We start from the raw sequence: 26,568 nt of genomic DNA on the forward strand, positions 1-26,568 counted from the left end.
CAAAAAAATTAAAAAGTCAATAGAAAATTTTGTTTTTGATATGTGCATCTTGACCCATTATAATTTTTGAATAGAATCAATGTATGAAAAAAATTTTTCTTTTTGTTTTCTTCGGGGCATTTATTTTAGGGGATACATTGACTATAATCGCTGTTGGTGATATTATGATGGGCACGACCTATCCCGAAAAAAGGTTGCCACCCAATGATGGGGCAAATATTTTTACGAATGTCGAAGAAATATTGAGAAGTGCAGATTTAACCCTTGGTAATCTTGAGGGTCCACTTGCCGATTCCGGTAAATGCACAAAGAAGATTGAGAAAGGCAAAGTCTATGCATTTAAAACTCCACCGCACTATGCCCGATATCTTGCCGAGGCAGGATTTGATTTTGTGAATCTTAAAAATAATCATATAAATGACTTCGGGCAGGAGGCTTTTTTATCTACTATCAATGTCCTTACTCAGTACGGGATAAAATACGGAACCGACGATATTTGTGGTGAATTTGTAATCAATAATAAAAAAATCTGTATCATTTCTTTTTCTCAGGCATTCTGGGGAAATTCAATATTGAATATCCCTTCCGCACAGAAAATTGTAGCAGAAAAATCAAGAGAATATGACATTGTGATTGTTTCATTCCATGGGGGCGGTGAGGGGGTCAATTATTTACATACCAAGGATACAATGGAGTATTTTTTGGATGTGCCGAGGGGCAATGTTGTTAAATTCAGCCGTGCCGTCATTGATAGTGGAGCTGATTTTGTATGGGGACACGGTCCTCATGTGCCGCGGGCAATTGAGATATATAAAAATCGTTTGATTGCATATAGTCTGGGTAATTTTTTCACTTATGGTTTTAATATTGATGATGTAAGAGGCTATGCACCAATTCTTAAAATTTCAATTGATTCTACAGGTAACTTTTTAAATGGACAGATTATCTCGGCAATCCAGAAACCAGGTGGGATGCTTACAATAGATTCTTTACATCGGGCGGCAAAATTGATAAGAGATCTATCAATAGAAGATTTTCCAAAAACTGCACCATTTATCACCGATCAGGGATATATAAGTTCAAATATTTTAGACTGATAAGCAATTCAATTTCTAATAACCCTTGACACGGGTTCTTTTTTAAGTATAATTTTATTTCTATAAGAAAGGAGGCTAATGCCAACAATAAATCAGTTGATTAGGTTTGGACGAAAAAAGGTCGTCAAAAAAAGTCGGGCTCCAGCGTTGACTGGTTGTCCTCAAAGAAGGGGTGTCTGCACAAGGGTTTATACAACGACCCCTAAAAAACCAAATTCTGCCTTGCGCAAGGTCTGCAAGGTTAGAATGACAAATGGATACGAGGTTACTGCCTATATTCCTGGAGAAGGGCATAACCTTCAGGAACACTCAATTGTACTGGTACGCGGTGGCAGGGTTAAGGATTTGCCTGGGGTACGTTATCATGTCGTGCGTGGAAAATATGACGCGGCGGGTGTTGAAGATAGAAAAAAGAGCCGTTCCCTCTATGGAGTGAAAAGGCCTAAGGCGGCTGCATCATCTTAGGGAGGTAATATGGGTAGAAGAAGAAGGGCGACTATTAGAAAGATTCAACCCGATCCAAAATACAATAGTGTGCTCGTGAGCAAGTTTATAAATAACCTTATGTGGGATGGAAAAAAGAGCATTGCCCAGAAGATTTTTTATGGAGCAATTGAGCGTATAGAGAAGATAACGAAAGAAGACGGACTTGCGGTCTTTGAAAGGGCACTTAATAATGTGAAACCAATTCTTGAAGTCAGACCGAGAAGGGTTGGTGGGGCTACCTATCAGATACCAATGGAGGTCAGACCAAATCGTAAGGAAAGCCTTGCGATTAAATGGATTATCCAATCTGCACGGGAACGACCTGAGCATAGAATGGAAGAGAGACTTGCCCAGGAAATTATCGCCGCCAGCAGAAACGAAGGAAACTCAATAAAGAAAAGAGAAGAGGTCCATAAAATGGCAGAGGCAAACAAGGCATTTGCGCACTTCCGCTGGTAATATGGATACTAAAAAATTAATATCTTCGGCAGATATAGTTATTCATCAGTGCTTAAGCATTAAGAATGGGGAAAGAGTAGTTATAGTTACTGATAAACCCTGTAAGAAAATTGGCGAAGTGCTCTGGGAGCAACTCCCTGACAAAAAGGATTCGTACTTAGTGGAAATAGCACCGACAGGTGGACATGGTAAAGAGCCACCTCCACTCATTGGTGAGATTCTAAAAAAGTGCGATGTCTTTATTATCCCAACGAGTTTCTCTCTAACCCATACCCAGGCGCGCATTCAGGCAACAAAATCAGGGGTCCGGGGTGCGACAATGCCCGGCATAACCACCGATTTGATGATACGGACATTGAATGCTGATTATAATAAAATTGCCCGTTTGACAAAGAAAGTGGAGGCACTACTTACGAGAACAAAAGAGGTTTTAGTGAAAACAGGAAATAATGAACTTTATTTAGACATAACTTCGCGCAGAGGACATCCTGATACAGGAATTATCCGAACCCCTGGAAGTTTCTCTAATCTTCCTGCCGGTGAATCTTATTGCGCACCACTTGAAGATAAATCTGAAGGAAAAGTTGTAATTGATGGTTCTTTTGCACCTCTTGGGCTCCTTAAAAAGCCAGTCATCCTTACTTTAAAATCAGGCAAGATTGTGAAACTTGAAGGAAATAAAACCCTTGAGAAAATATTTGACCAGGCTGGTGAAAAAGGTAGGGTGCTTTGTGAGTTGGGTATAGGGACCAATTATAAAGCAATTATCACTGGTAATGTCCTTGAAGATGAAAAAGTTATGGGGACTATTCATCTTGCATTTGGTAACAATTTAGGATTTGGTGGAAAGAATGATGCAAAGATACACCTTGATGGTGTTATTAGAAAACCCTGGGTCTGGTTTGATAAGAAATTAGTAATAAAACAGGGTAAAATTGTCATTTAATCTTTGACTTGGATACTCTTAATAAATTTTCTCATAACCCTTCCTATTTCAAAAATTAATTTTGAGGGTAATTACTCTGTTAAATCGAGAGAACTTTCCGGGATAATTCTTTCTCGTAAAAAAGAACAATTCAGCGATTTTAATTTAATACAGGATGTTAGCCGAATAATTCGTTTTTATAACAACCGTGGTTTTTTTGATACAAAGGTTGAGCCTGTAATAAAGGAATCAGATAAAGATATAGAAATTCTTTTCAAAATTTTTGAAGGTAAAAGACCACGGGTTAAAGAAATCAGGTTTTCAAATGGTGAAAAAGATTTGGTTCGTTTCCTGGAAATTGAAAAAAATGAATTTTTTATCCAGGAAAAGATTAAAAAGTCTGCAGAACAGATTGAAAATTATTACAAGGACATTGGATATGCGTTTGCAAGGGCAAATACGCGCAGTTTGCCTGATTCTGGAATTTTAATTTTTGAAATCCAGAAAGACAAAATTTTTTACATAAATGACATTTCAGTCAAGGGGCTTAGATTTTGCAATCCATCTGTAGTTCATCATGAGATTGAGATAAAACCCGGTGATACCTACAGCAAAAAGAAGATTTTCAATAGCCAGTTGCGCATCTACCGTTTGGGTTTTTTTAGTACCGTGGATATTGATATGATTAAAGTCTCTGATGATTCATTGGATCTTATATTTAATTTAAGGGAATTGAAATCCAGAATTCTCAATTGGGGTATTGGTATATCTATACCGTTGAGTTTCATTATTTCTATTGGACTTGAAGAAATGAATCTTTTTAATGCTGGACATCGTTTTAAAATCCAGCCTTCATTTAAGATAAACATAAAAAAAGAGTGGGAGACAAAATTTGATTTTATCTATTCCATTCCTTATTTTACAAAATTTAGATTGAGTCCGTCAGTTTTACCCTTTTACTGGTATGAAAACAGACAGGATTTTATAAGAAAATCCTGGGGTGCTGAATTTAGGGTTTCAAAAATTTTCAATGAACATATTCAGGCGAATATCGCCAATAAATATAAATATGTAGATATTGATATGAAATCTGAATTACCGGATACTTTTTCAGGAAGCACAAATAGTATGAAATTTCAATTAATGGGTGATTACCGCAATGAATTTTTCAATCCTGTTTCTGGTATATACATTGTTCCCATTTTAGAGTATGCTGGTGGTATATTGGGTGGATCTAATCATTATATTCGTTTTGAAACAGAAGCAAGGTATTACAAAACTTTTTTATTAGGCAAAAGGAATATTCTTGCCCAGCGATTAAAATTTGGTATTATCATTCCTACCGACGGTGTAAGCCCTGACGAAAAATATTATCTTGGCGGACAGTACAGTCTTAGGGGTTATCCGGAAAAATCAATTGGTCCAGATTCATTACAGAATGAACATTATGGAGAAGTTTTGATTAATTTCAACATAGAAGACCGCCTGAACATATTTAAAAACTGGGGTTTTGTAGTATTCTTTGATATGGGCTATCTTGATAACCGCGAAAAGATTTTCAGGACCGAGTTTTTCAAAATAAGTACAGGTGCAGGGATAAGATATTATACACCAATCGGACCAATCCGCGCAGATTTCGGCATACCGCTTAAAGAAAAAGGCAGAGAATTTTATTTGGGTATCTATCATATCTTTTAAATTTATGAAGAAATTAATTGTTACATTAATAATAATTGTAATAATTGTTGTGGCATTGGTAGTTGTTGTCAATTTTGTTAACTGGGGTGCAGTTGGTTTGAGTATCTTGAATAGAACTACTGGTTATAAAATTTCTTATGAGAATATTGAAGGAAGTCTGTTCAAGGGATATACAATTCAAAATTATATAATTAAAACCTCTGAGACAGATAGCATTTATGGAGGGAGGGCACAGATAAGTTATCGATTTTTACCTTTAAGTTTTCGCCTCCCCACAATTTTTCAGTTGAACCTCCTTGAGCCTGTAATATATATTAAAGAAAAAAAAGGTGTGGCAGAAGAAGGGAAGTTTAGTATTCCGAAGTTCAATCTTTCAATTCGTATTAATGTAAAAAATGGAAGCATAATTTATGAAAACAACAAAAAATATAAAGTTGAAAATATTTCCGGGTTGATTTTTATAGATTTTTTAGGGAGGAGTCTTTATTTTACCACAATGAATTTAAGTTTGAAGAGTTCTGATATACCGTTGCAGATCTACGCAGCAAATATATTGTTGAATATTACCCCGGAAAAATTTGATTTAAGATCATGCCAGATAAAGGGCAGGGGGATAAACTTGCAGGGAAACGGATTTTACATTCCTAAGGAAAAAAATCTTTTTTTCAATATTAAGTCAGGCAGACTGATATTAAAAGAGTTAGGTGTTTATCAAGGAACTGTAGAACTGAAAGGCGAAGTCCATTATATTAATGGCAAAATACTACCTCAAATTCAGGGTATGGCATCAGGGATTCCTTTTATAGAAAAGGTCGGTTTTGAATCGAATGTGCTTGGTGATACAACTATAATCAATTTTTTTGATGGTCAGGCATTAAATGGTACTTTCTCTGCCCAGATGAAATTGACCAGTTTAAAGAATTACATAATTGAAACAAATTTCAGGAACATAGATATTTCAAGGTTTCTCAATTCAAAAAAGGCAATTCTTTTAAGTGGAAGACTTGGTTATAAAGACCAAAAATTCTTTGGTATAGCGAGTTCTCCTATAGAAAATGGACTTGCCATAGATACACTTTATTTTGCCGGGCGTTATAAAAATAATCAGATATTTATTGATACACTACTTATAAATGAAAGAGATATGAATATATCTGCAACTGGCAAATTATATCCTGACTATGACATTGGTATTTCAATCAATTTTTTGGAACTTAAAAGATTCAGCAATTTTTATCCTGTATCTGGTTTTGTGTATGGAAATATCTTTATCAAGGGGAATTTTAATGAACTTGGAAAGACAATTTTTAACGCTGACTTAAAAATAAATGATTTTAGCACCACTGATTTTTATTTAAATAATTGTCTTGTTAAAATTGAGAATTTTGTTTGGAATGAAAAAATAAACGTAGTCAAGGTTGATATTGATTCGGCAGGATACAAGAATATTGGAATAGATAAATTACATTTTTATCTCAAAAAAGATGAATTTCTTTCAGTTGCCCATCGGAACAGTGATACCCTTTTGTTAAAAGGAAAATTGCTAATTGATGGGACAGGCACGATTGACTCACTCTTTATTAATTTCCACAAAAAATATGCTCACAACATTGAACCGATTTTTTTTGATATTTTTAATAGAAAACTTGGGACTGTGCATTTGAAACTTGCTAATGGAGAAATGGTTTTTTCACTAACTGAAAATAAACTCTCAATTTTTGATATTGACCTTGATGAGTTATTCAAATTTTTGGGTTTGAAGGAGCAGATAAAGGGAAAATTAGCTTTAAATTTTGAAAGAAATTTGCTGAGTGTAAATGGTGAAAGTTTATTTTATCGTGGACTGAATAATGGCAGGCTTTCTATAAAGGGTGAATATCAGAAGAATGAGATAAAAAGCTTTCAATTAAGTATAGCCGACGCTAACAATCAATCATTTGAGACTTATGGTTCGGTTTCTTTGGATCAATCAAAGTTATATGCAAAATTTAAAGATGTAAGACCCTGGATATTCCCATTTTTGAATTCATTTATGGAATCTCCCGATGGATTGATGAGTGGTGAATTAGAATTTGAAGGTAATTTTAAGGATTTTAAAATAACTGGTTCAAGTGAGATTACCAATGCAAGCTTTGGAATAAATACTATTTCGGCAAGGTTTGATTCTGGGTATGCAAGAGTTAAATTTACAGGCAATCAAATTGTTTTCGAAACGATAAAAGCGCAGGTCTATTCAAGCAATTCATTACGCCTTGGAATTAGAAACTGGGTAAACGGTGGTGGAGTTGTAAAATTAGAGCCGAAATTCCGTGTGCGCAATCTTTATTTTGACTTCAGTTTTCGTGATGCACCACTTCAGTATCAAAATTATGCCTATGGAATCGGCTCGGGAAATATTTCAATCAGTATGAAAGACGAAATAATGTTTTATAATGGGAATATAAATGTAAAAGAAGGGATTATACCTGTGGAATTCGGAACATATCTTGAATCGGGTGCGGAAGAAGAAAAAAAAGAATGGCGAATGAATTTACGGTTGAGTGGTGATAGGAATATCTGGTTGCGGAATCGTGATGCGGATATTGAGTTTGGAGGAGAAGTTTATCTCATAAAAGAACAAGCACCGCTCTATGTTTCAGGAAATCTGGAGACAAAAAGAGGAAATTATTATTGGCTCAATCATATCTTAAAGATAACAAGTGGGAAGATAACAATTGTTCCCCGGGAAGTTATTGATCCCGAAATTGATTTCTGGGCAGAACTGAATACCCGGGAAAGGGAGCCTGAGACAAACCAGGAAATAAAAATCATTCTGCACTGCACAGGTAATATTTCGGAGCCGATTTTTGAATTCTTTTCTGAACCTCCACGCTATAGCGAACAGGATATATTGACTTATTTGAATCTAAATATCACCTGGCGTGAACTTGAATCTATAAAGCAGGGTGAATATGTGGGCAGGGTACTGCCAAGAACTGTGCTTGCTTATCTTGAGAGTGATGTTTCAAGAAGGCTCCGTGCGTATACCGGGCTTGATTATTTCAGGGTTGAAGCACCAATTTTTGAACCACAGGAAAAGACGAAAGTTACAGTTGGAAAATACATCTCCCGCAATCTTTTTATCACTTACACCTATGATATTACATCTTTTTCAAATGAATTTAATGTAGAATATTTTATTGATGACCGCAATGAGATTTTAATCAAAAGAGACGAAACTGGCGAATACAGTCTTCAGTATCAATATCGGATAAGATTTTAAAGCTAGTCGCATTTAAAATCGCAAATTCTTGTTGTAATAATGTTAGAACTATTTCCTTTGTTTACGAAAGTTGATTCTCTATAGACTAAAGCCATCACATTCAAACTAACAATGATATTGACATTTTTAAATCGCTTTATATAATATAGAAATTGGAAACTTCGATGCAAATTCAGTTTAAATTGTTGTCAGGCACAGTTACAATATTACAGCTCATCGCTTGCATCCCAGCATTGCAATGTATCAATAAGAATGAAACTTCTTTGAGGTATGACACAAATCCTGCCTGGTCACCGGATGGAAATTATATTGCTTTTTGTCGTATGATTAAAGAAGATCTCCTTGATACACTTAAACCAGATGAATTAGATTATTCAATCTTTGGTGATGTGGGAATCAAATTATTGGATTTAAATACTGGAAAAGAACAAATTCTGGTTCACACCTTTTCCGAACTTGATTGGACAAAGGACAGTAGATGGATAATCTATGAAGGTATTTATAAAGTTGATGCAAAGAATGGAAAAATCATGAGAATATTGATAGATACATTCTCATTTTATCCGGTTGTTTCTCCTGATGGTTCAAGAATTCTTTATTGTAGTACTCCGCCTGATTCAATTACACCGGCTGGCTCTGGTATTTATCTTACCGACATTAATGGAAGTTATAGAAAATATCTTGTCTGCGGTCTATACCCGGATTGGCACCCATCTGGTGATAGATTTCTATTTTGCAATGGCTTTAATCTATGCATTGCTGACACAAATGGGAATATTACTAAAACTATCATTGAAAATAAAAATATCCGAAGCCCGAGATTCTCACCTGATGGCTCAAAAATCATCTATTGCGATGGGTATACTGAGGGAGAAAATGAGAAAGATGCATATATTTATTTAATTGATACGCTGGTAATGGAACAAAAAATAATAGCTCAGGGAATCGAACCGCGTTGGTCGCCTGATGGCAAAGAGATAGTCTTCTCTGGATATGATGACACTAATGGTGGAATGGTCTTATGGATTATGGATATAGATGGCAATAATAAAAGAAAGATCACCGACCCGGACTGAAAAAGTGCTTCGCTTTTTGTAAGTATCACGGCTGGGAGCGTTCCTATAGAAATTCTTAATTATTGCCTGATATTGACTTCTACGGGAAAATAGGTATACTTTAAGGTTATGGAGGTCAATTTGCGTCCAATTCTTACAATTTTATTTTTATTGAGTCTCTGCGGGGCAGAGAAGGTGGTGATAACGAGAAATAAAAACTATAATCCACCTCCACTTCCACAATCCAATATAAAGATTAACCTTGTCAGTCCAAAAGGAGTTGAAACGAAAGCACCCCAGATGTTAAAGACAACACATTTCTTTAAAGAGTTTGGTCTGCCCCGTCCCAGATTAGGCACAAGAATGCAAAATCTACGCATACTTGTTTTGAGGGCAGAGTTTGTTGAAGATAATGATTCTCTAACTACGGGCAATGGTAAAATGGACCTCAAGGGATTTGGTTCTCCATCGGATGGTCTTTTTTATGATCCACCCCATACCAAAAAATATTTTGAAAGGCAGATGGATTTTTTGCACAATTACTACAAAGCGAATTCATTTGGACATTGCAATGTAACATATACGGTAAAACCTGACCGTCCGACGGATTGTTATCAATTGCCTCATAAGATGGCATACTACAGCGGATATGACCATTATGACCCAAAGACTGGAATCGTCTGGTTTAATACCTACGCAATGGAAATGGGCATGGTAAGGATTGTTGCCGATGCAATTGCTGCTGCGGATATGGATGAAACCGTAGACTTTTCTGACTATGATGCAATAATTGTCTTTCATGCGGGGACTCTTCTTCAAACAAGTATTAATTTTTATAGATTTCGTGATATTCCAGCAGCAACAATTCCACCAGGTGCCTTAGAATATTATCTTGGTGTGCCATATATTATTGCAAATAATGGAACGGATACAATTCAATGCCCGATAAGTTGTTTATCAGAAATGGCAAGGGTTGATTGGTATATGGTTGGTGCACTCGGCACCACTGTTCATGAATTTGGGCATATTCTCGGTCTGCCTGACTTGTATGATATAACGGGCTGGTCAAATGGTGTTGGTGCATTTGATTTGATGGGAACTGGCGGTTGGGTTGGAATGCCGGATGCTGGTGTGCCTGAGGGTTCTATCCCTGTAAATTTGGGTGCCTGGACAAGATACTTTTTTGGACACTATACCTATGACCCGGTCTGGGTTGAACCATTTGTAGTAACACATCCCGAAAGCCTATTAACCCTGCGTGCCTCAGCGGCAGATACTTCACAATCTGGTATTGCAAACCAGACAATGATAAAGATACCCATTTCACCAACTGAATTCTTTTTGATTGAAAACCGTCAGCAGGATATTAAACAAAAAGACACAATAATAATTGATGTTGAGGATGGAATTCCGGTTTATGTTGATAATGGCGAGTTCGATTTCTTCTTGCCGGGCAGTGGGATATTAATCTGGCATATTGATGACAATGTGATATATGCAAATTATGGATATAATATAATTCAGATTGACCCGAAGCATAAGGGAATTGATGTAGAAGAGGCGGATGGGATACAGCATTTTGATGCCTGGGTATATGTTGATACACTTGAATATTATGGCTCAAAGTATGATTTCTTCTTTGTTGATGATTCAAACAAATCAAATCGCAGATTCGGTCCTTTTACCAATCCCAATTCTGATAGTTATTTTGGGAAATCTCTTTTGAATATAGAAATCTTTTCAAAACTTGATACCTTGATGAGCTTGTCGGTTAATTTTGATATCTATCAAAAAGGATTTCCAGTCTCTCTACCGGTACGAAAATCCATTCATTCTTTAAATTACGGCGACCTTGATGGTAATGGCGATATGGAAATAGTTTCGACAACCCGTTACGGGCATATCTATGTTTATAACCATGACGGCACTCCTTATCGCTCAGCAATGGTTGATACAATCACCACATTTACCGCAATCGGTGATATAAACAATGACGGTGCTGAAGATATTGTATTTGGCTCAGGATTTAATTTACGGGTTTTGGATGGAATTACTCTTACACCATTAACAAACTTTCCATTCAGGACCGATGGCATAATTCTTGGTGCGCCTTTATTGTTTGATATAAATGGCGATAATAAACTTGAAATAATATTTGGTTCCGAGGATAGAAAACTATATTGTCTGAATAGTGATGGAACAAATATTGCAAACTTCCCGATTTATCTCAATTCCTGGATATATTCCACGCCCTGTGTTTTTGATGAAACAAATAGAACCATTGGTGTCCTTGGTGCCGACGGCAGATTCTGGCTTATAAATAAAGACGGCATAGTAAAGGAATACACTGAATCCCAGCATAATATGCTCACATATTCCTCCCCGGTGGTGGGTGATATAGACCGCGATGGTAAACCCGAAGCAGCAATTGTCAATGGCTATGGAACTTTTTATATCTATGGTGCAGATACCTTAGAACAGAAATTTGAAACCTGGATTGATACTGTCTTTTATTATACACCGGCGCTCGCGGATATTGATAAGGATGGCTATCTTGAAATTATCTCACCCAATAGTAGCAAGACCCTTTATGTCTTCAATCGTAACGGGACTATTGAAAACAACTTTCCGCTGAATACAGATATGAATATTTTATATCCACTCGTTATTGCCGAACTTGATACAATCAGTAGAGAAGAAATTGTCTTCGGTCTTGGACCAAAAGATAGCCTGAGTACAGGACAATTGAAGATTATTTATAATCGCAATCATGAATTTGCATTTTCACCATTGTTCGGTGATGGTGGATTTTCTTCGCCCGGGTTTGTAGCAGATATTGATTTTGATGGTGATTTAGAACTTGCCTGTGGTAGCGATTCTGGCAAGATCTATATCTGGGACTTTCCAGGCAGAACTGCTTCCTGGTGTGGTTATATGAATTCAAATAAAAATTGGGGAGTGTATAAGGGAGATTATCTTGAAATTTCAAGTTCATCAGAACTCATTGGTTCTTTCTATATTTATCCATCACCGGTAAAAGGCAAAGGCACGGTGCGTTTCTATCTTTATCAGAATGCAGAAGTGAAGGTTGATATCTTGGATATTACCGGGCATAGAATTGGTGGTATGAAACTATATGACACAATGCCGAATGAATATAACGAATGTTATTTTGATTTTAAAAATCAATCCAATGGCGTGTATATTCTGCGCATTGAAGCGAAGAATAGTAATAAAAAAGAAGTGAAATTTAAAAAATTCGCAGTACTTAAGTAAAACCCTCACCCTAACCCTCTCCCTTGTGTCTCATCTCGAGATTCGACATCGAGAGAAAGGGAGAGGTGAAGGAGAGGGTGAAAGGAGGCAAATTGATTTTAGGCTTAACACTAATGATTTTCCAGGGAATGAATCCTATTCTTGCCTCGGCAATAATGCCGGGCTGGGGTGAATGGATTTTGCAGAAAAAGAATGAGGCAAGGACATTCTTCATTTTAGAAGGTTCATTCTGGGTTTCATATTATTCTTTTAATTATTTTGGTCATAAAATAGAATCTTCCTCAAAAATTTTTGCATTTGAACATGCGGGTGCAAATCCTTTGCGCCAGGATGATGAATACTTTGATAATCTTGAAGATTTCGCTTCTTCTGATGAATATAATCTACTTGTTGAAAGGGATGCAAGTTTGATTTATCCCAATGACCCGGTAAAACAGCAGGAATACATTAAAGAACATGGATATTTTGGTGAAGATGCATGGAAATGGAATACCTTAACAAACAGGAATTTATATTGGGAAAAAAGGAAATCAGCACGGGAAAATTTTCGGCGTGCCACATTTATGACCGGATTTATGATAATAAACCGCATAGTTTCGGTAATTAATGTTGCTGTATTCAAAGAAGAACCCGGTTTCGGGTTAGAAGCAGAACCGGGTAAAATTGGAATAAACTATAAATTCTGATTACTATAAATTAATATTCTATAATTGACACTAATATTTTTTTTGTTATAATTTACTTGTGGAATCAGAGATAACTCTTTCAATAATTATTCCAGTTTATAATGAAGTTGATAATATTGAGAGATTGATAAAAGCAGTTAAGGCGGTTGATATTAAAAAGGAACTCATAATTGTTGATGATTATTCAACCGATGGAACGAGAAATTACTTAAAGAAGATAACCGATGCGAAGGTTATTTTCCATGAGAAGAATATGGGCAAAGGTTCGGCAATAAGGACCGGATTAAAAAATGCAACGGGTGATGTGGTTATAATTCAGGATGCAGACTTAGAATATTCACCGAGCGATTATCCAAGACTCCTTGAGCCCATTATCAGAGGTAAAACAAAAGTTGTCTATGGTTCAAGGATTCTGGGTAAAGGTAAATTTTTAAAAAAGAGTTATTTTGCTAATCGTGTGCTGACCTTGTTGACCAATTTATTATTTAAAGGGCATATCACTGATATGGAAACCTGTTATAAAATGATTGATAGAAATTTGATGCGTAGTTTGAACCTTGTTTCATCACGATTTGAGATTGAGCCGGAAATTACCTGTAAATTATTAAGAAAGGGTATCAAGATTACCGAAATTCCGATTTCGTATTATGGCAGGACTGCAGGTAAAAAAATCGGTGTGAAAGACGGTATTCAGGCGATATGGAATATTGTGAAATGGAAGATAAAAAAATAATGGATTTGGTTATTGAGTGTAGAATTTTGTATGGACACTATGCCCCATAACCAATAACGATCTTTTATGAAGGTTTTATTCGTTGCTACTGCTTTTCCCAGATATAAGGGTGATGTTATTACCCCCTGGATGATTGAATTGATTGAAAGGTTGCGCAAAAAAGGAATTGAGGTATCAGTTTTTACATCTTCTTATAAAGGATTGAAAAATCAAGTATGGAATGGAATGCCTGTTTATAGATTTAGATATTTTCTAAAAAAATACGAAAGATTGACCCATGAAGAGACTGCAGTGGATAGATTTAGTAAGGGCGGATTCAATATATTATTGAGTTTTCTTTATGTTATCTTCGGAACAATTGCAATCGCAAGATTGGTGCGCTCAAGAAAATTTGATATTGTCCATATTAACTGGCCCTTTCCCCATATATTATTTGGTGTCTGTGCTAAGGTGCTATCAAGATGCAAGGTGTTTGCTACATTCTATGGGCTTGAAATTCGTTGGTTGAAAAAGAAGTTTCCATTTTTAGTCAAACCGTTCGCTTTTTTTGTAAATCGTGCTGATGTTATCACCGCGATATCAAATCATACCGCAGGTGAATTAAAAGGAATTGTGAAAAAGGAGATTCCAATCATACCATTCAGTATTACGGTTGAGTCGTCATCCGTCGCTGTCTCTGATGAAAATTTTATTCTATTTGTGGGAAGGCATGTGGAGAGGAAGGGTGTTCATATATTGATTGAGGCGTTCAAACTCATTCACAAAGAAATTCCGCACAACTTAATAATCGTCGGTGATGGGCCAGAAAGAAAAAACTGGGAGAAGATGAGTTTAGATTATGGGTTAAGTGACAGAATTAAATTTACGGGTTGGGTCTCTAAGGAAGAGCTGCATAATTACTATAGGACCTGTAGTTTCTTTGTTCTGCCTGCGATATATGACAAACACGGTGATACCGAAGGGCTTGGTGTTGTAATGATTGAGGCAATGGGTTATTCCAAACCGGTGATTGCCTCAAATGTTGGCGGTATTACCGATGTGGTGATACATGGGCATAATGGCATACTTGTTAAAGATAATGACCCGAATGAACTTGCTAAGGCAATAAAAGAACTTGCCCGAAATAAGGAACTCTGCAGAAAGCTTGGTGAGAATGCAAAGAAAGATATTGACGAAAGGTTTAATTGGGATAAAATAGTATCTAAATTGATTGAACTATATGAAGCAAATTATTGAAGCCCTGTTAATTGCAACCGATACCCCGCTCAGTTTAGAGCGGATTGCCGGCATTATTAATTGCCCTGAGGAAGAGGTTAAAAAGAGCCTTGAGATATTAAACGAAGAATATAAACAGACGGGCAGGGCATTTGAGATTAAAGAAGTAGCGGGTGGTTATCAGATTTACACCTTACCTGAATATGCAGATTATGTTAGTAAACTAAAACAAAAGAAAGAGAAACTTTCAAAGGCAGCACTTGAAACCCTGGCAATAATCGCCTATCACCAGCCGATTACCCGTGCAGAAGTGGAAAAGGCAAGGGGTGTTGATTGTTCTTATATCCTTGAAAGTCTAATGGAAAAAGGTTTGATTAAAACCAGTGGGAGATTACCTACGCCAGGCAGACCTATAAAATATGTAACGACTAATGAATTTTTAAGACACTTTGGAATTCGGGATTTGAGCGAGTTGCCCAGGGAAGAAGATTTTGCCGAACCCGCGATTGAAACACCACCGAGTTCCCAGCCTACCCAGGAAACGGTCATTGAAGAGAAACAAGAAAAAATTGATAAGGAAATAGAAGAAGAATTCAAAGATCTTACTGAGGATGAAAATTGAAAGAAAGTACACTCTGTAGGAGCGGCTTCCAGCCGCGATTCTTCATTATTAATCCAAATTTTTATAATCAATGTCAATAAAGCAAGAGATTAAGGAATTTTTAAATAAATTCGGTGTAAAAATCATTGGGTTTGGCAATGTCCCAGAAGCTCTTGTGATACTTGAGATAAACTATAAATATCCAAGGGTAATTGTATTTGGTTATCCAATCTCAGATGAAGTTTTGAAAACAATTGAAAATCATCCGACCTTGATTTACAAACAACATTATAAAACAGTAAACTGGCTTTTAGACCAGACTGCGTATCATCTTGTTCAATTCATTGAAGAAAAAGGGGCAAAGGCGATTGCTATCCCGGCATCCCAGACCGTGGACTGGCAGAATCAGAAAGGGCATATTTCCCATAAGGTTCTGGCGGTTGAATGCGGACTTGGTTATATCGGCAGGAGCGGACTTGTTGTCAATCCCGAATATGGGGCAAGGGTCAGGTATATTTCTGTTCTTACCGATATGGAATTTGAGCCTGAAAAAAAGCTCAACGGTGATTGCGGGAATTGTAAAAAATGTATAATTGCCTGTCCGGCAAGTGCGATTGGTGAGCAGGGTGTCGATTTACAAAAATGTCTGGCAAAATTAAAAGAATTTTCCCGAATGCCAGGGATAGGTCAGTATATCTGTGGTGTTTGCGTAAAGGTATGCAGTGGAAAGACTTAATATGTTATATTCAGAAGGATGTTACAAAATTTCATTAATTCCCCCTTTTTAAAAGTGGGATACAGGGGGATTTAAAATAACAATGGCGGAAATTCATGAACCTCATAAAGTCTTATCCTTTGCTGGACTGATATTCATTAAAGAATTCAATCCTGACTCAGCACTGGAACATTTTAATGAATTGCTCGGTAAGGTGATTAAAAAATCAGAAGTCATCCCTTTTATTCATACTACATACTACAACAAAGAGATGGGTGAAAATCTTCTAAGACAATGGATTTTATTTGAGAAACTCATTTATCCTGATTTACTGGTAGATTTGAAGCATAAATCAAATGAGATTGAAAACAAATTTTTGAGCGGAAATGGCGGAAGGATGATTAACATTGACCCGGGTTTGATTTCTTTGAGCAATATCATCCTCGCCTCAACAAAGAATTATTCACATAGAATATATCTTGGCAAAGGGATATATGCAGAAGTCACCCTTATTTATAAAGACCATCAATTCCGTCCATTGGAATGGACCTATCCCGATTATCGGGAAGAAAAGGCATTAAAATTCTTTGATGAATGCAGGATGGTACTGAAAAGAACTTATTAAATAATCTTTTGAAACTATAGAGTTCCTGCGAATCCGCGGATTTTTAGATAGATTTACTTCAACAAATACTTTTCAAGAAACAAAACCACTGCCTGCTGATAATAATCGCGATTTGGTTTTTTGCTGAAGCCGTGCCCTTCGTCTTCCGCAAGCAAAAACCAGACATCAACCTTATTCTTTCTCACCGCTTCCACAATCTGGCGTGCCTCACTCACCGGTACCCTCGGGTCATTTAGCCCCTGGACCACAAATAATGGCTTTTTTATTTTATGGCTATTGGTGAGCGGCGAGATATTTATCAAAAATTCCTGCATCTTCGGGTCGCGCTCATCTCCGTATTCAGTCCTTCTTATATCCTTGCGATAATCTGCAGTATTCTTTAAAAAAGTGACAAAATTGCTTATACCACAAAAGTCAATCCCGCATTTCAACAAATCAGAATAATGGACCATACAGGCAAGGACCATATAGCCACCATAAGACCCGCCGATTACTGCAATCCGTTTTGAATCAAATTCAGATTGTTTTCTGATCCATTCCAGCAATTTGCCGATATCCTTTACTGCATCTTCGCGTTTATAGCCATCATCAAGGGTCAAAAAGGTCTTGCCATAACCACTTGAACCACGGAAATTCGGGCAGACCACTGCACAGCCGAGTTCATTCACATAATACTGAACCATTGGTGAGAATAAAGGAGTATACTGCCCTGAAGGTCCACCATGTAAATCAATTATCACAGGATAGGGTCCTGATTTTCTTGGTTTATAAACATAGGCAGGAATCATTCTTGGTTTGCCATCAACACTATCAAATGTTTCGTAAGAAATCAATTCTGGTGGGACAAAGCGGGTTGTATCAAGCCCCGCAATCTCCGAATATGTCCAGCGGAGCAATCTTCTGTTTTTGAACTCAAGGGTATAGACATCACTCGGTGCCCGATAGGTAATTAAAGTCAATGCCAGACTTTTGCCGTCAGGTTTAAATTTTATTCCCCCAATCCAGCCAATAGGTAGATTAATAAGATTGATTTTTCTTGTGGGGATTTCAAGGATATATAATTTCGCAATCCCATTTTCATTGCTGACAAAGGCAATGGTATCGCCATTGGGTGATAGATCAAAGGTAACAATATCCCAGGGAATACTCTTGGTTAAGATTTCCTTTGCTCCACTTGTTATATCATAATAAATGAGCTGGTTGAATTCTCCAAACTCATCCGAGATATAGAAGATTCCTTTATCGCCTTTTGCCCAGCGCGCTATGTCATATGATACTTTTTTATCTATCGGGTTGATTTCTGTTAATGCACTGGTCTTTATATCAAGTATAAAGAGTTGAGATTCATTTGCTGAGATATATTTATGGAGTAGTAATTTTGTATCATCAAAAGACCAATCAACCGGGCTCCAATCACCTTCAACTTTTAAGATTAACCTATGACTTTTTTCCCCACTCAAATCGCCGAGATATATATCAAAATCTTTATTATTCCTTTTTGTGCTTGTAAAGGCGAATCTATCACCCTTTCTTGACCATAGATAATAGCCATATTTGGATTTCCCATCGGTTAGCATTTCATATTCACCAGTGCGATAATTATATTTAAAAATCTGGTCAACTTCATTCCCTGCAGAATCCTTGCTGAAAAGAAAATAGGGTTTAGAATAATCCGGACAGACCCTGCCGCCACCAACTGGTTCATCAAAGAATGTTAATTGACGGCGCATCCCGCCCGGAAATTCAACCTGGTGGATTTGATTCACATCCGCAAATCGGGTAGCGATTAAGATTCCCTTGTCATCAGGTAGCCAGTCAAGAAAATAGGCATAACGGACATCCTGATATGAATTTAGTTTTTTAATCAAACTTGTTGGTATTTCCGGGATGTTTTCAATGACAAGATTTCCTTTTTTATATTTAACAATTTCACCTGCGGATAAAAATGCAAGTATTATTAAATTTAGAGTAATAAATACTTTGTTTCTTAGCATAAACAATTATAATGAAATATCCTAATGGGTCAATATGGGCAGTGTTACTTTATATGACCTATTTCATCCAGTTTTTGATAATATCTTTGTTCAAATTATTTTTAGTTCTTAAGCTGTAAATTGATTATTAATGTAGTGGCCGAGTTTACTCGGCTTTTTAAATATATGCAGACCAAGGTCTGCCACTACAATTATCATAAATTATAGCAGTGGAGAGGACTCAGAACTGTTGACTCTTGATTTCTTTAATATTTTATGATATTACAATGATATGAAAAGACGCAAAAAGACATTATATGGCATTCCGGTGAACGAAAATCTAATCTGGGATTATGATTGGTCTGAAGAAGAATATAAGACCGAGAAATTCTTTAAGTGGTATCTTGCCCGTGTTCTTTCAAATGGCACAGCAAAGGATTTAAAAATATTGATTTTAAGATTATAAAGAAATATCTGCCAAGAATAATTGGTGTTCCTAGTTTTATAAGGAACTTCTGGCAATGGTATTTAAAGCTATAAAATGGAGATCTTAACACCTTTACAACAGGATTTTATAAGAGCATTTTCAAAAACAAAACTCGTAGAAAATTTTTTCTTGACCGGGGGTACTGCCCTGTCCGCATTTTATCTTTTCCATAGATATTCAGAGGATATGGATTTTTTTACTGAAATAGAAGGCGAAGTAATAAAAGTTGTGCCGATATTAAAAAAATTGCTAATGTAACAAAAGCAAATCTTGAAATCAAAAAAGAGTTTTCTACCTTTCTTGAATCTTTTTTCAAGCGAGGCGATGAAACAATCAAAGTATATTTTGCAAAGGATACGCCATTTCATCTAAGAAAAATCAAAAGAAATAAAGAGTATAGCATTTTAATTGATAATGAACTTGATATTGCCTGTAATAAGCTCTCTGCATTGTTTGACCGATCAGCAGAAAAAGATTTCGTAGATATATATTTTCTTTCAAAAGAATTTATGCCATTTGAAGAGATATACAAAAATGCCCGAAAGAAACATATTGGAATGGATGAATATTGGCTTGCCGCTTCTTTAAAAAATATAGATAAAATTCAGAAATTACCAAAAATGATTAAACCCGTAACCATAGAAGAGCTGCGCGAATTCTATTACGAAAAGATAAAAATGTTAATGGCAAGGATAAGAAAAAAAATAATGTTGTATCAATCCATTGCCTAAAAAACATAGCTCCCTTGACTTTATTTGTTTATGGAATAAAATATTAAAGTTATGCAGTATTTATTGGAGAATATAAGAGTGAATGCGCAAGGGAAGGATAATCAAAGGGTAATATCAGACTTGCTGACGAAATTTATCATTAAAGATATGAATGAATGGTCTGGTGTTAACGCGGACCTAATAATTACCGACCCACCTTTTGGCATAAAGTTCAATGGGAAGAATACAAATTACCATAGAAATGTTAAGAATGTGGTTGATGGATATGTAGAATGGAGTGTTTCTGAGTATGGTGAAAAAATTCAGCAATTATTGGAATGCATTGAGAGAAATTTAAAAGAAAATGGCCAGGCTCTGGTCTTTTCAGGATGGAATAATAGCAATATCATCCACGATCGGATTATTAGATTCAAAGGATTGACATTGAGAGGGAAGATGTATTGGACATATAACTTTGCACCGGTTTGTAGAAAGAAAATGTCACATAATGTCTATGAGATTTACTGGGTTACCAAAGGTGAACAATGGACATTCCATAAGAGATGCAATACTAGTCATTGTTTAAAGGGTGAACCAAATTTGACAACATTAAATTTCAAAAGGGATTATAAAGTGAGAATGCCTAAATATCCAACAAGATTACCGTTTAAACTACTTCAATGTTTAATAGAACATTTTTCAAATAAAAATGATTTAATTTTTGACCCTTTATGTGGAAGTGGAATGTTGGGTGTGGTTGCCTATTTTATGGGCAGGAATTTTTTGCTGGGGGATTTAAATCCAAATGGTAAGATTGTTTTTGAACACCTCCTTGATTATTATTTAAATAAAAACGGGTTGCAGCAGGATAAGATGTTGTTAACCTGGTGGAAGAAATGAATCACGCCAATTTTTTCAACTTGGCAAAAGAAATATCCAAAAACATGCGTAATATTCCAACTATTTGGAATGGAAGAAAATCTATTCTTGAAATGAAAGAGTCAGGATTTAATCAATGGAGGCAAATGGAATGGATTGGGTGGTACTTTCAGTTTTTATGTGAAAAGTTACTAAAAAATATCGTAAAAATACCAGGTCCAAAATATGGCAATGTGGAATTTGATGGCTTTAAAGAAATACCGTGGGATTTTAAATCTCATGCAATAAACACAAGCAGTCATCAAATTATTGTAAACGACAGGCAAGCCATAGCGAATGCAATACGAGATTTCGGATGTGTCGGTTTAATTTTGGCAATGGGTTATGTAGAATACAATGATGAATTTCGTAGTTTTCAGAGGTGGCATGAAAAACTCAAAGGTGGAAAGTCAAAATACGAATTAGAGAGGATAAAAAGAGGTGCCTGGTCACGCTTAAGAAAGGTAGAATTTCGATTAAAACAAATTTCTTTTATAAAGATTGATGACAATGTTCTCATAAAATGTGGTTCTTTCCAAAGGGATTTTCGTAATGCCGATGGTTCGCCAAGAAGAGAAAAAGTTTTACTTGACTTGGAAAAATTAGATGAAGAATTGATTTACTTTATGGAATTTTAAAATAAAAAGAAATAATCATGTTTGAAATATCGGTTCAAGGGAATTTTTCGGCAGCGCATCGCGTCAAAGGCTATAAAGGTGATTGTGCGGGTGTGCATGGACATACTTATAAAATAGAGGTGAAGGTTGAAGTTGAGAAACTGGATAAGTTAGGAATGGCAATGGATTTTAGAAGGGTGAAAAATTTACTCAAAAAAATTCTTTCAAAACTTGACCACAAAAACTTAAACAATTTGGCATTCTTCAGAAAACATAATGCCACTGCCGAATGGATTGCAGTCTATATTTATAACGAAATGAAAAAGAAAATAAGAAACATAAAATCTGTTACGGTCTGGGAAGGGCTTGAAAATTCAGTGACATATATGGAATAAAACCAAATTTCTAAAAAATTGTAGGGCGAGGCTTTAGCCTTGAAAAGATTTGATTTAGGATACATGATTAACAGCAATGATAAAGGAGGTTTATGAGAAGAAGTGAATACGGATGTTGTGGCTCAGCAAAGAAGAAGCAGCTGACCATTAGATGGGAAAGGTTGTTAACCGATGGTAAAACCTGCCCGCGCTGTGGAGAGACAGAAAATGAATTAGAGAAGGCCGCTGATATTCTTAGAAAATCATTGAAACCAATGGGGATTGAAGTTTTGCTTGAAAAAGATTCACTTTCAAAGTCAGAATTTGAGAAAAACCCATTGCGGTCAAATAGGATATTATTTAACGGCATCCCGCTTGAAGATCTTGTTGCAGGAAAGACAGGTAAGAGTCCTTGCTGTGATGTGTGTGGTCCTGTGGAATGCAGGACACTTGAAGTTGATGAACAGCAGTATGAGACAATCCCTTCAGAGATTATCGTCAAGGCAGGCTTAATCGCTGCTGCCCGGATGTTAAATAAAGACAATTGCTGTGGGGAGAGATGATATTACTTTTTTAAGCAATTCTGGTAATTACCGGAATACCAGAACTTTGAAAAAACTACAATTCAGTAATTCTTATCTGTTTTTTGTATTCGTAAGGAATAGACTTTTTAAAGATTTCGCCCTCTGTCTACTCATTTTTACTTTTTTTATTTCTTACCTGTGTGTGTTGCAATTGAAACGATTTTAAAAATATCTTCGCCTGCTTTAAGTGCCTCTAATAATTTTTTAAACATATATGCCGTTTCTAAATTAGTTTTTTCTTGAAGCATTAATAATTTTGCAAGGAGAATAAGAAACCTAATACTATATTCACCTTTTTGGCCTAAGTCTTCATATTTTTTGAACTCATCTTGATTGATTTTTAACAAATATTCGATATTCAAGATTTTTCTTCTTTGCTCTTCAGACTTTATTGGTTCAATTTCGTCCCATACTTTTAACAGAAAATCTAAAAATTCCTTTGTCTTTTGAGGATCAGCATGCATTTTTATGAGAATATCAACTGCCCAATGAATATGTTTCGGTGTTCTGATATTTGACCATCCTTTTTTATTTTTCTGTCTATATTTTATAAGGATATCATATTTACTTATGCTTCCCTGATAGACAGCTATGATAAATTTTTCATTTACTTTAGAAACAAATAGAGGGGTTGCTTTTTGTCCTTTCTTTTTGAAAGACATAAGTGTAAACAAATTGTTATCGTTCATTATTTCTCCACCCATCCTTTGACTGCTCTTTTAAATTGCGTATACCTTTTGGAACTATAGGGCCAAAAACTGGTGGCATTAAAAAACCATATATCCTTTTTTGCAGATATAACTTCAATGTATCAATGTCATAAAGGACTATAAATAATCCGGATTTGGGTATATTGTTCATAGACAATTCATTTCTTCTTTTCATAAATTAACAAATAATAATGTGTTATTTCCAAAAATTGATTTGCTTTATAATCCAAATCAACTTTGTGATTCTCTGTGGTTACGATTACAATTTCTTTAAGTAAAAGATTGTTAAATTTAATTATATCAGTGATTAACTTGCCGAGCGGCAATAAATAATTATCTTTTCGTATATCATTAATTAATATGGCAATTATGCCACCTTTATTTAAACTATTGAGTTCACGTTCTACAATATTCTTTATCTCTTCAAGATATTTGTCAGTATCCCAATTAGATGATTCAATATGTGGAATTTTGGCCTTAATATAAACTAAACTGTTTCTCAACTTCTTTTTCGTTCTTGCCAAATTTTGAGAGGAACCACCATTAGCAGAAAGGCTAATCGTTACATACCCATCGCTTGTCCAATAACGCTCAATTATATTTGTATCCAGATTTTTTTCAAAATCATCCTGCGGGAAAATCCATACGGTGGTTGTTTCAAGTTCTTTTAATTGTTTCTTTAACACCGGTTTAACAAATTTAGGCTTTAAGGAAGTATAAACAAAGGCATCTTCTTTAATGGTGATAGGAGTGAATGGTTTTTCAAAAATAGGAAGGTATTCGTGTGCCAAGAGTAAGAAATTATATTTTATGCTATTTGTATACCAGAATCCAGTTGTTTTACAATTATGCTGGCGTTTTATTACAAGTTCACGAAGCTTGAAGCCAGCTTTTAAGTATACATCAATCAATTTGAAACCCAAAGGCACAACATATTTGTGTTTCCGCATATCTCCAATAAGTATTACACATTGTCTACCAGGCTTTAATACCCGAAAACTTTCTTCGGCAACCTTTTTCATTTCGGTAAGAAAGTCATCAATATTAAGATGGGACAGATCACTTTCATTTGAATTGGTATATTGAATAATGTTTGCATATGGGGGATGTGAGCAAATTAAATCTATTGAATTATTTTGAAGGAAGGATAAATTACGGGCATCGCCAACCATAACTTCAGGTTCATATATCTCGTATTGATTATCTTTATCTACTAATCTTAATTGCAAGGGTGTGACTGAAAAGTTTAAATTTCGCCTTGCCAATTCAATTGCTTTTTCGTTTATGTCCAAAGCTATACATCGCCTTCCTAATAGTTTACTCTCAACAGCGGTTGTGCCCGCACCGCAAAAATAATCTAATACAATCTCGCCAGGTTTTGAATATTTTAGAATTACATTCCTTGGTATATAAGGTGACCAATTGCCACGGTATTCACCACTATGCGTTGCCCAATTTCCCCTTTGTTTAAAGCTCCAGACAGTCGTTTGCTCTTCTATAAAGTCTTTAGGATGTAATATTTTTATCTTTTTTAAATCTTTAAACCCACTTACATTTATACCTTTAGCTTTGGTTATAACCTTTTCAATATATTTATAAGTCACACCGAACTTTCGTCCAATTTCAATATCCGGTGTCCCTTTTTCTTTTTCCAATAAAATTGCTTGCTCAAGGTTCTGCTCTTTTGATGCCATAATACTTAGTAATTATATTTTAGTGGGCAATAAAGTCAAGCCAAATTTTTATTCAATCAGTATCAATCCTACATAAGAGCAAAAAGATTTTCGTGTTTTGACGACATCAAGTTGCCAGCCATTATTGCGGACGGTCTGAAAGACATCTATTCCGCAGGCTTCCATTGAAGGGCGGGCAAAATCAGGATTTACGCACCTTTTTGTAGTATCACACTTTTTACAGAAATGGCAGGGACCCGTGGATAATCCAAAGGCTTTGTAATAACCATCCAGAAATATCTCCCTTTCTAATTTTACAATTGCACGCTTAAACTTTTGCCAGATCTGGTCTTCTTTCTCAGGCGGAATCTTATCAATCTGTAAGAGGAGAGCAGTTTTATATTCACTGATGACCTTCTTTGTATATTCCGGTGTTGGTGAAAATGGCGGGCAGGTCAGATATTTATTATATCCACTACAACCATACTGACATTTCAGTCTCACCCAGTTGGCAACGACGATGGTCTTGGTATCAATTATCTGAGCATTGGGAATACCAAGTTTATTTGCCCGAGAAACATATCCTTCTTTGCCTTTCAATTTTATGCTTTTTCTTATAGTATTAGCCATTTTTTCTCCTTCTGATTACAACCTCTACTTTTTAATATTATGGAAATCCAGAGTTATGTCAATATCGCTATGCATATAGTCCATTAAATTCATTTCTCATTTTCACATTTGGTCAATTGACCAAATGTGAAAATTGGATATAATAGGTCGTGCGAAAAAAGAAAATTCCAGAAATAAGATACATGGCCTCAAGAATTTGCAGGGTTCTGGCTAATCCTACTGCCTATGAAATACTACATATTCTTAAGAAGGGTGCGAAAACAATGATAGAACTTGGTGAAATTTTGGGATTACATATTTCCACAGTATCTCATGTTTTGAAATCGCTACGCCAGTTAGATCTGGTCAGGTATGATGTTAAGTTCAGAGAAAGGATTTATTGGATCAAGGAAGATGCGATTCTTTTGGTGATGGCAGACCTTGAAGAAATGGTTAAGAGAATAAAAACCAAGGAATATTAATTTGTATGAAAAATATCGCAAGTGAGATTTTTGGGGTGATTGCCGGTGCGGTTGCGCTCTTTGCATTGTTTGACCTGGCAAATTTTTTGAAATTTAGAGAAAAAGAAAAGAAGTCTCTGTGGCAATATATCAGTATTAGCAAGATTCGCCTTGTAGTATGGGTTATAGGGGTTGGTGTATTAATCATTTTTTGTTTGTACTTAACAATATCTGATATCCTGCCTGTTGTGAAAACTGGTGATAGCCAAAAGATATTTTATTCAATAACCGGGTATATAATTATAATTATTGGAATTTTAATAATGTTTTATGGTGCAGTTATATTCTTGCACGATACTATTTTTGCCTTTACTTCCGCGGATTCACCCATTACCCAAGGGGTACCTGAAAAAGAAAAAAATAAGTTCCGCTGGGGAAATGCGAAATATCTGTTAAAGTTGTGGCGAAAAAGTTTCATTATTATTTTAGTGGGATTTGCGGTAGCCCTCATCGGCGCACATCTCGGTTACCGCCTAGGTGGTCTTTAACGACAATTTTGTCGAATTGACATAATTGACGAATTATTGAGAGAAAACCGCATGAAATTTCATCACTTTAT

At 35.8% G+C, this 26,568-nt stretch carries 28 protein-coding genes; 23 read left to right on the forward strand and 5 right to left on the reverse strand.

Features of this window, described 5'->3' with window-relative positions; genetic code table 11:
* Positions 1–83 precede the first annotated feature (83 nt).
* From ABIL69_00250 to ABIL69_00315, 14 genes are all read left to right on the forward strand, one after another.
* Entirely contained in the window at positions 84–1,097 is a 1,014-nt protein-coding gene (locus tag ABIL69_00250; protein MEO0122426.1) for a CapA family protein, read from the forward strand.
* Between the two features lie 78 nt (positions 1,098–1,175).
* On the forward strand, positions 1,176–1,562 hold the full coding sequence (gene rpsL, locus ABIL69_00255; GenBank protein MEO0122427.1) for a 30S ribosomal protein S12: 387 nt from the start codon (positions 1,176–1,178) through the stop codon (positions 1,560–1,562).
* A 9-nt stretch (positions 1,563–1,571) separates the two neighbouring features.
* A complete protein-coding gene (gene rpsG, locus ABIL69_00260; GenBank protein MEO0122428.1) occupies positions 1,572–2,042 on the forward strand; it encodes a 30S ribosomal protein S7 in 471 nt (156 codons plus the stop codon).
* Between the two features lies 1 nt (position 2,043).
* Positions 2,044–2,988, forward strand: coding sequence for an aminopeptidase (locus ABIL69_00265; protein ID MEO0122429.1), 945 nt, complete (start codon positions 2,044–2,046; stop codon positions 2,986–2,988).
* A 3-nt stretch (positions 2,989–2,991) separates the two neighbouring features.
* Positions 2,992–4,665: a BamA/TamA family outer membrane protein gene (locus ABIL69_00270; protein MEO0122430.1), complete on the forward strand. Its 1,674-nt coding sequence runs from the start codon at positions 2,992–2,994 to the stop codon at positions 4,663–4,665.
* 4 nt (positions 4,666–4,669) lie between these two features.
* Entirely contained in the window at positions 4,670–7,927 is a 3,258-nt protein-coding gene (locus ABIL69_00275; protein ID MEO0122431.1) for a translocation/assembly module TamB domain-containing protein, read from the forward strand.
* A 152-nt stretch (positions 7,928–8,079) separates the two neighbouring features.
* Positions 8,080–9,003 (forward strand): hypothetical protein, encoded by a 924-nt coding sequence (locus ABIL69_00280; protein ID MEO0122432.1) that lies wholly within the window; start codon positions 8,080–8,082, stop codon positions 9,001–9,003.
* Positions 9,004–9,111: 108 nt separating this feature from the next.
* Positions 9,112–12,258 (forward strand): FG-GAP-like repeat-containing protein, encoded by a 3,147-nt coding sequence (locus ABIL69_00285; protein ID MEO0122433.1) that lies wholly within the window; start codon positions 9,112–9,114, stop codon positions 12,256–12,258.
* A gap of 92 nt (positions 12,259–12,350) precedes the next feature.
* Positions 12,351–12,944, forward strand: a complete 594-nt coding sequence (locus ABIL69_00290) for a hypothetical protein (protein ID MEO0122434.1) — start codon at positions 12,351–12,353, stop codon at positions 12,942–12,944.
* 58 nt (positions 12,945–13,002) lie between these two features.
* Positions 13,003–13,677 (forward strand): glycosyltransferase family 2 protein, encoded by a 675-nt coding sequence (locus ABIL69_00295; GenBank protein MEO0122435.1) that lies wholly within the window; start codon positions 13,003–13,005, stop codon positions 13,675–13,677.
* 66 nt (positions 13,678–13,743) lie between these two features.
* Entirely contained in the window at positions 13,744–14,913 is a 1,170-nt protein-coding gene (locus ABIL69_00300; protein MEO0122436.1) for a glycosyltransferase family 4 protein, read from the forward strand.
* Positions 14,897–15,514: an SMC-Scp complex subunit ScpB gene (scpB, locus tag ABIL69_00305; GenBank protein MEO0122437.1), complete on the forward strand. Its 618-nt coding sequence runs from the start codon at positions 14,897–14,899 to the stop codon at positions 15,512–15,514. The genes ABIL69_00300 and scpB overlap by 17 nt, the downstream gene beginning before the upstream one ends.
* A 70-nt stretch (positions 15,515–15,584) precedes the next feature.
* Positions 15,585–16,229, forward strand: coding sequence for a hypothetical protein (locus ABIL69_00310; protein MEO0122438.1), 645 nt, complete (start codon positions 15,585–15,587; stop codon positions 16,227–16,229).
* Positions 16,230–16,311: 82 nt separating this feature from the next.
* Positions 16,312–16,833: a DUF4416 family protein gene (locus tag ABIL69_00315; protein ID MEO0122439.1), complete on the forward strand. Its 522-nt coding sequence runs from the start codon at positions 16,312–16,314 to the stop codon at positions 16,831–16,833.
* Positions 16,834–16,886: 53 nt separating this feature from the next.
* Here the strand turns inward: ABIL69_00315 and ABIL69_00320 are convergent, their stop codons facing one another.
* Positions 16,887–18,827: a prolyl oligopeptidase family serine peptidase gene (locus ABIL69_00320; protein ID MEO0122440.1), complete on the reverse strand. Its 1,941-nt coding sequence runs from the start codon at positions 18,825–18,827 to the stop codon at positions 16,887–16,889.
* A gap of 271 nt (positions 18,828–19,098) precedes the next feature.
* Here ABIL69_00320 and ABIL69_00325 point away from each other — a divergent pair, with 271 nt between their 5' ends.
* The 7 genes from ABIL69_00325 (at position 19,099) to ABIL69_00355 (ending at position 22,475) form a co-directional block, all read left to right on the forward strand.
* Complete coding sequence (locus tag ABIL69_00325; GenBank protein MEO0122441.1) at positions 19,099–19,272, forward strand: hypothetical protein; 174 nt, start codon at positions 19,099–19,101, stop codon at positions 19,270–19,272.
* 75 nt (positions 19,273–19,347) lie between these two features.
* Positions 19,348–19,551 (forward strand): nucleotidyl transferase AbiEii/AbiGii toxin family protein, encoded by a 204-nt coding sequence (locus ABIL69_00330; GenBank protein ID MEO0122442.1) that lies wholly within the window; start codon positions 19,348–19,350, stop codon positions 19,549–19,551.
* A 191-nt stretch (positions 19,552–19,742) separates the two neighbouring features.
* On the forward strand, positions 19,743–20,024 hold the full coding sequence (locus ABIL69_00335) for a hypothetical protein (GenBank protein ID MEO0122443.1): 282 nt from the start codon (positions 19,743–19,745) through the stop codon (positions 20,022–20,024).
* A 51-nt stretch (positions 20,025–20,075) separates the two neighbouring features.
* Positions 20,076–20,903, forward strand: a complete 828-nt coding sequence (locus ABIL69_00340; GenBank protein MEO0122444.1) for a site-specific DNA-methyltransferase — start codon at positions 20,076–20,078, stop codon at positions 20,901–20,903.
* On the forward strand, positions 20,891–21,559 hold the full coding sequence (locus ABIL69_00345; protein MEO0122445.1) for a hypothetical protein: 669 nt from the start codon (positions 20,891–20,893) through the stop codon (positions 21,557–21,559). The genes ABIL69_00340 and ABIL69_00345 overlap by 13 nt, the downstream gene beginning before the upstream one ends.
* Positions 21,560–21,576: 17 nt before the next feature.
* Positions 21,577–21,933 carry a 6-carboxytetrahydropterin synthase QueD gene (gene queD, locus ABIL69_00350; GenBank protein ID MEO0122446.1) on the forward strand — a complete coding sequence of 119 codons (357 nt, stop codon included), beginning with the start codon at positions 21,577–21,579 and terminating at the stop codon, positions 21,931–21,933.
* Between the two features lie 92 nt (positions 21,934–22,025).
* Complete coding sequence (locus ABIL69_00355; protein ID MEO0122447.1) at positions 22,026–22,475, forward strand: DUF2703 domain-containing protein; 450 nt, start codon at positions 22,026–22,028, stop codon at positions 22,473–22,475.
* A gap of 146 nt (positions 22,476–22,621) precedes the next feature.
* Here ABIL69_00355 and ABIL69_00360 read toward each other — a convergent pair whose 3' ends face one another.
* From ABIL69_00360 to ABIL69_00375, 4 genes are read right to left on the reverse strand one after another with little or no spacing between them, the layout of a single operon-like run.
* A complete protein-coding gene (locus ABIL69_00360) occupies positions 22,622–23,185 on the reverse strand; it encodes a hypothetical protein (protein MEO0122448.1) in 564 nt (187 codons plus the stop codon).
* Positions 23,175–23,357, reverse strand: a complete 183-nt coding sequence (locus ABIL69_00365) for a hypothetical protein (protein MEO0122449.1) — start codon at positions 23,355–23,357, stop codon at positions 23,175–23,177. Before ABIL69_00365 ends, ABIL69_00360 begins: the two co-directional genes overlap by 11 nt.
* Positions 23,358–23,364: 7 nt before the next feature.
* The gene (locus ABIL69_00370; protein ID MEO0122450.1) at positions 23,365–24,900 is read right to left on the reverse strand and encodes a DNA methyltransferase; all 1,536 of its coding nucleotides are present in this window, start codon (positions 24,898–24,900) and stop codon (positions 23,365–23,367) included.
* 48 nt (positions 24,901–24,948) lie between these two features.
* A complete protein-coding gene (locus ABIL69_00375; protein MEO0122451.1) occupies positions 24,949–25,509 on the reverse strand; it encodes a DUF2284 domain-containing protein in 561 nt (186 codons plus the stop codon).
* Between the two features lie 149 nt (positions 25,510–25,658).
* Between ABIL69_00375 and ABIL69_00380 the strand changes: the two genes are divergently transcribed.
* Positions 25,659–25,970 (forward strand): ArsR family transcriptional regulator, encoded by a 312-nt coding sequence (locus tag ABIL69_00380; protein ID MEO0122452.1) that lies wholly within the window; start codon positions 25,659–25,661, stop codon positions 25,968–25,970.
* A 5-nt stretch (positions 25,971–25,975) separates the two neighbouring features.
* A complete protein-coding gene (locus ABIL69_00385; GenBank protein MEO0122453.1) occupies positions 25,976–26,497 on the forward strand; it encodes a hypothetical protein in 522 nt (173 codons plus the stop codon).
* The last annotated feature ends 71 nt before the right edge of the window (positions 26,498–26,568 follow it).

The sequence above is a fragment of the candidate division WOR-3 bacterium genome (assembly GCA_039802005.1).
In the GTDB taxonomy this organism is placed as follows: domain Bacteria; phylum Hydrothermota; class Tepidihabitantia; order SM23-42; family JAOAFX01; genus JAOAFX01.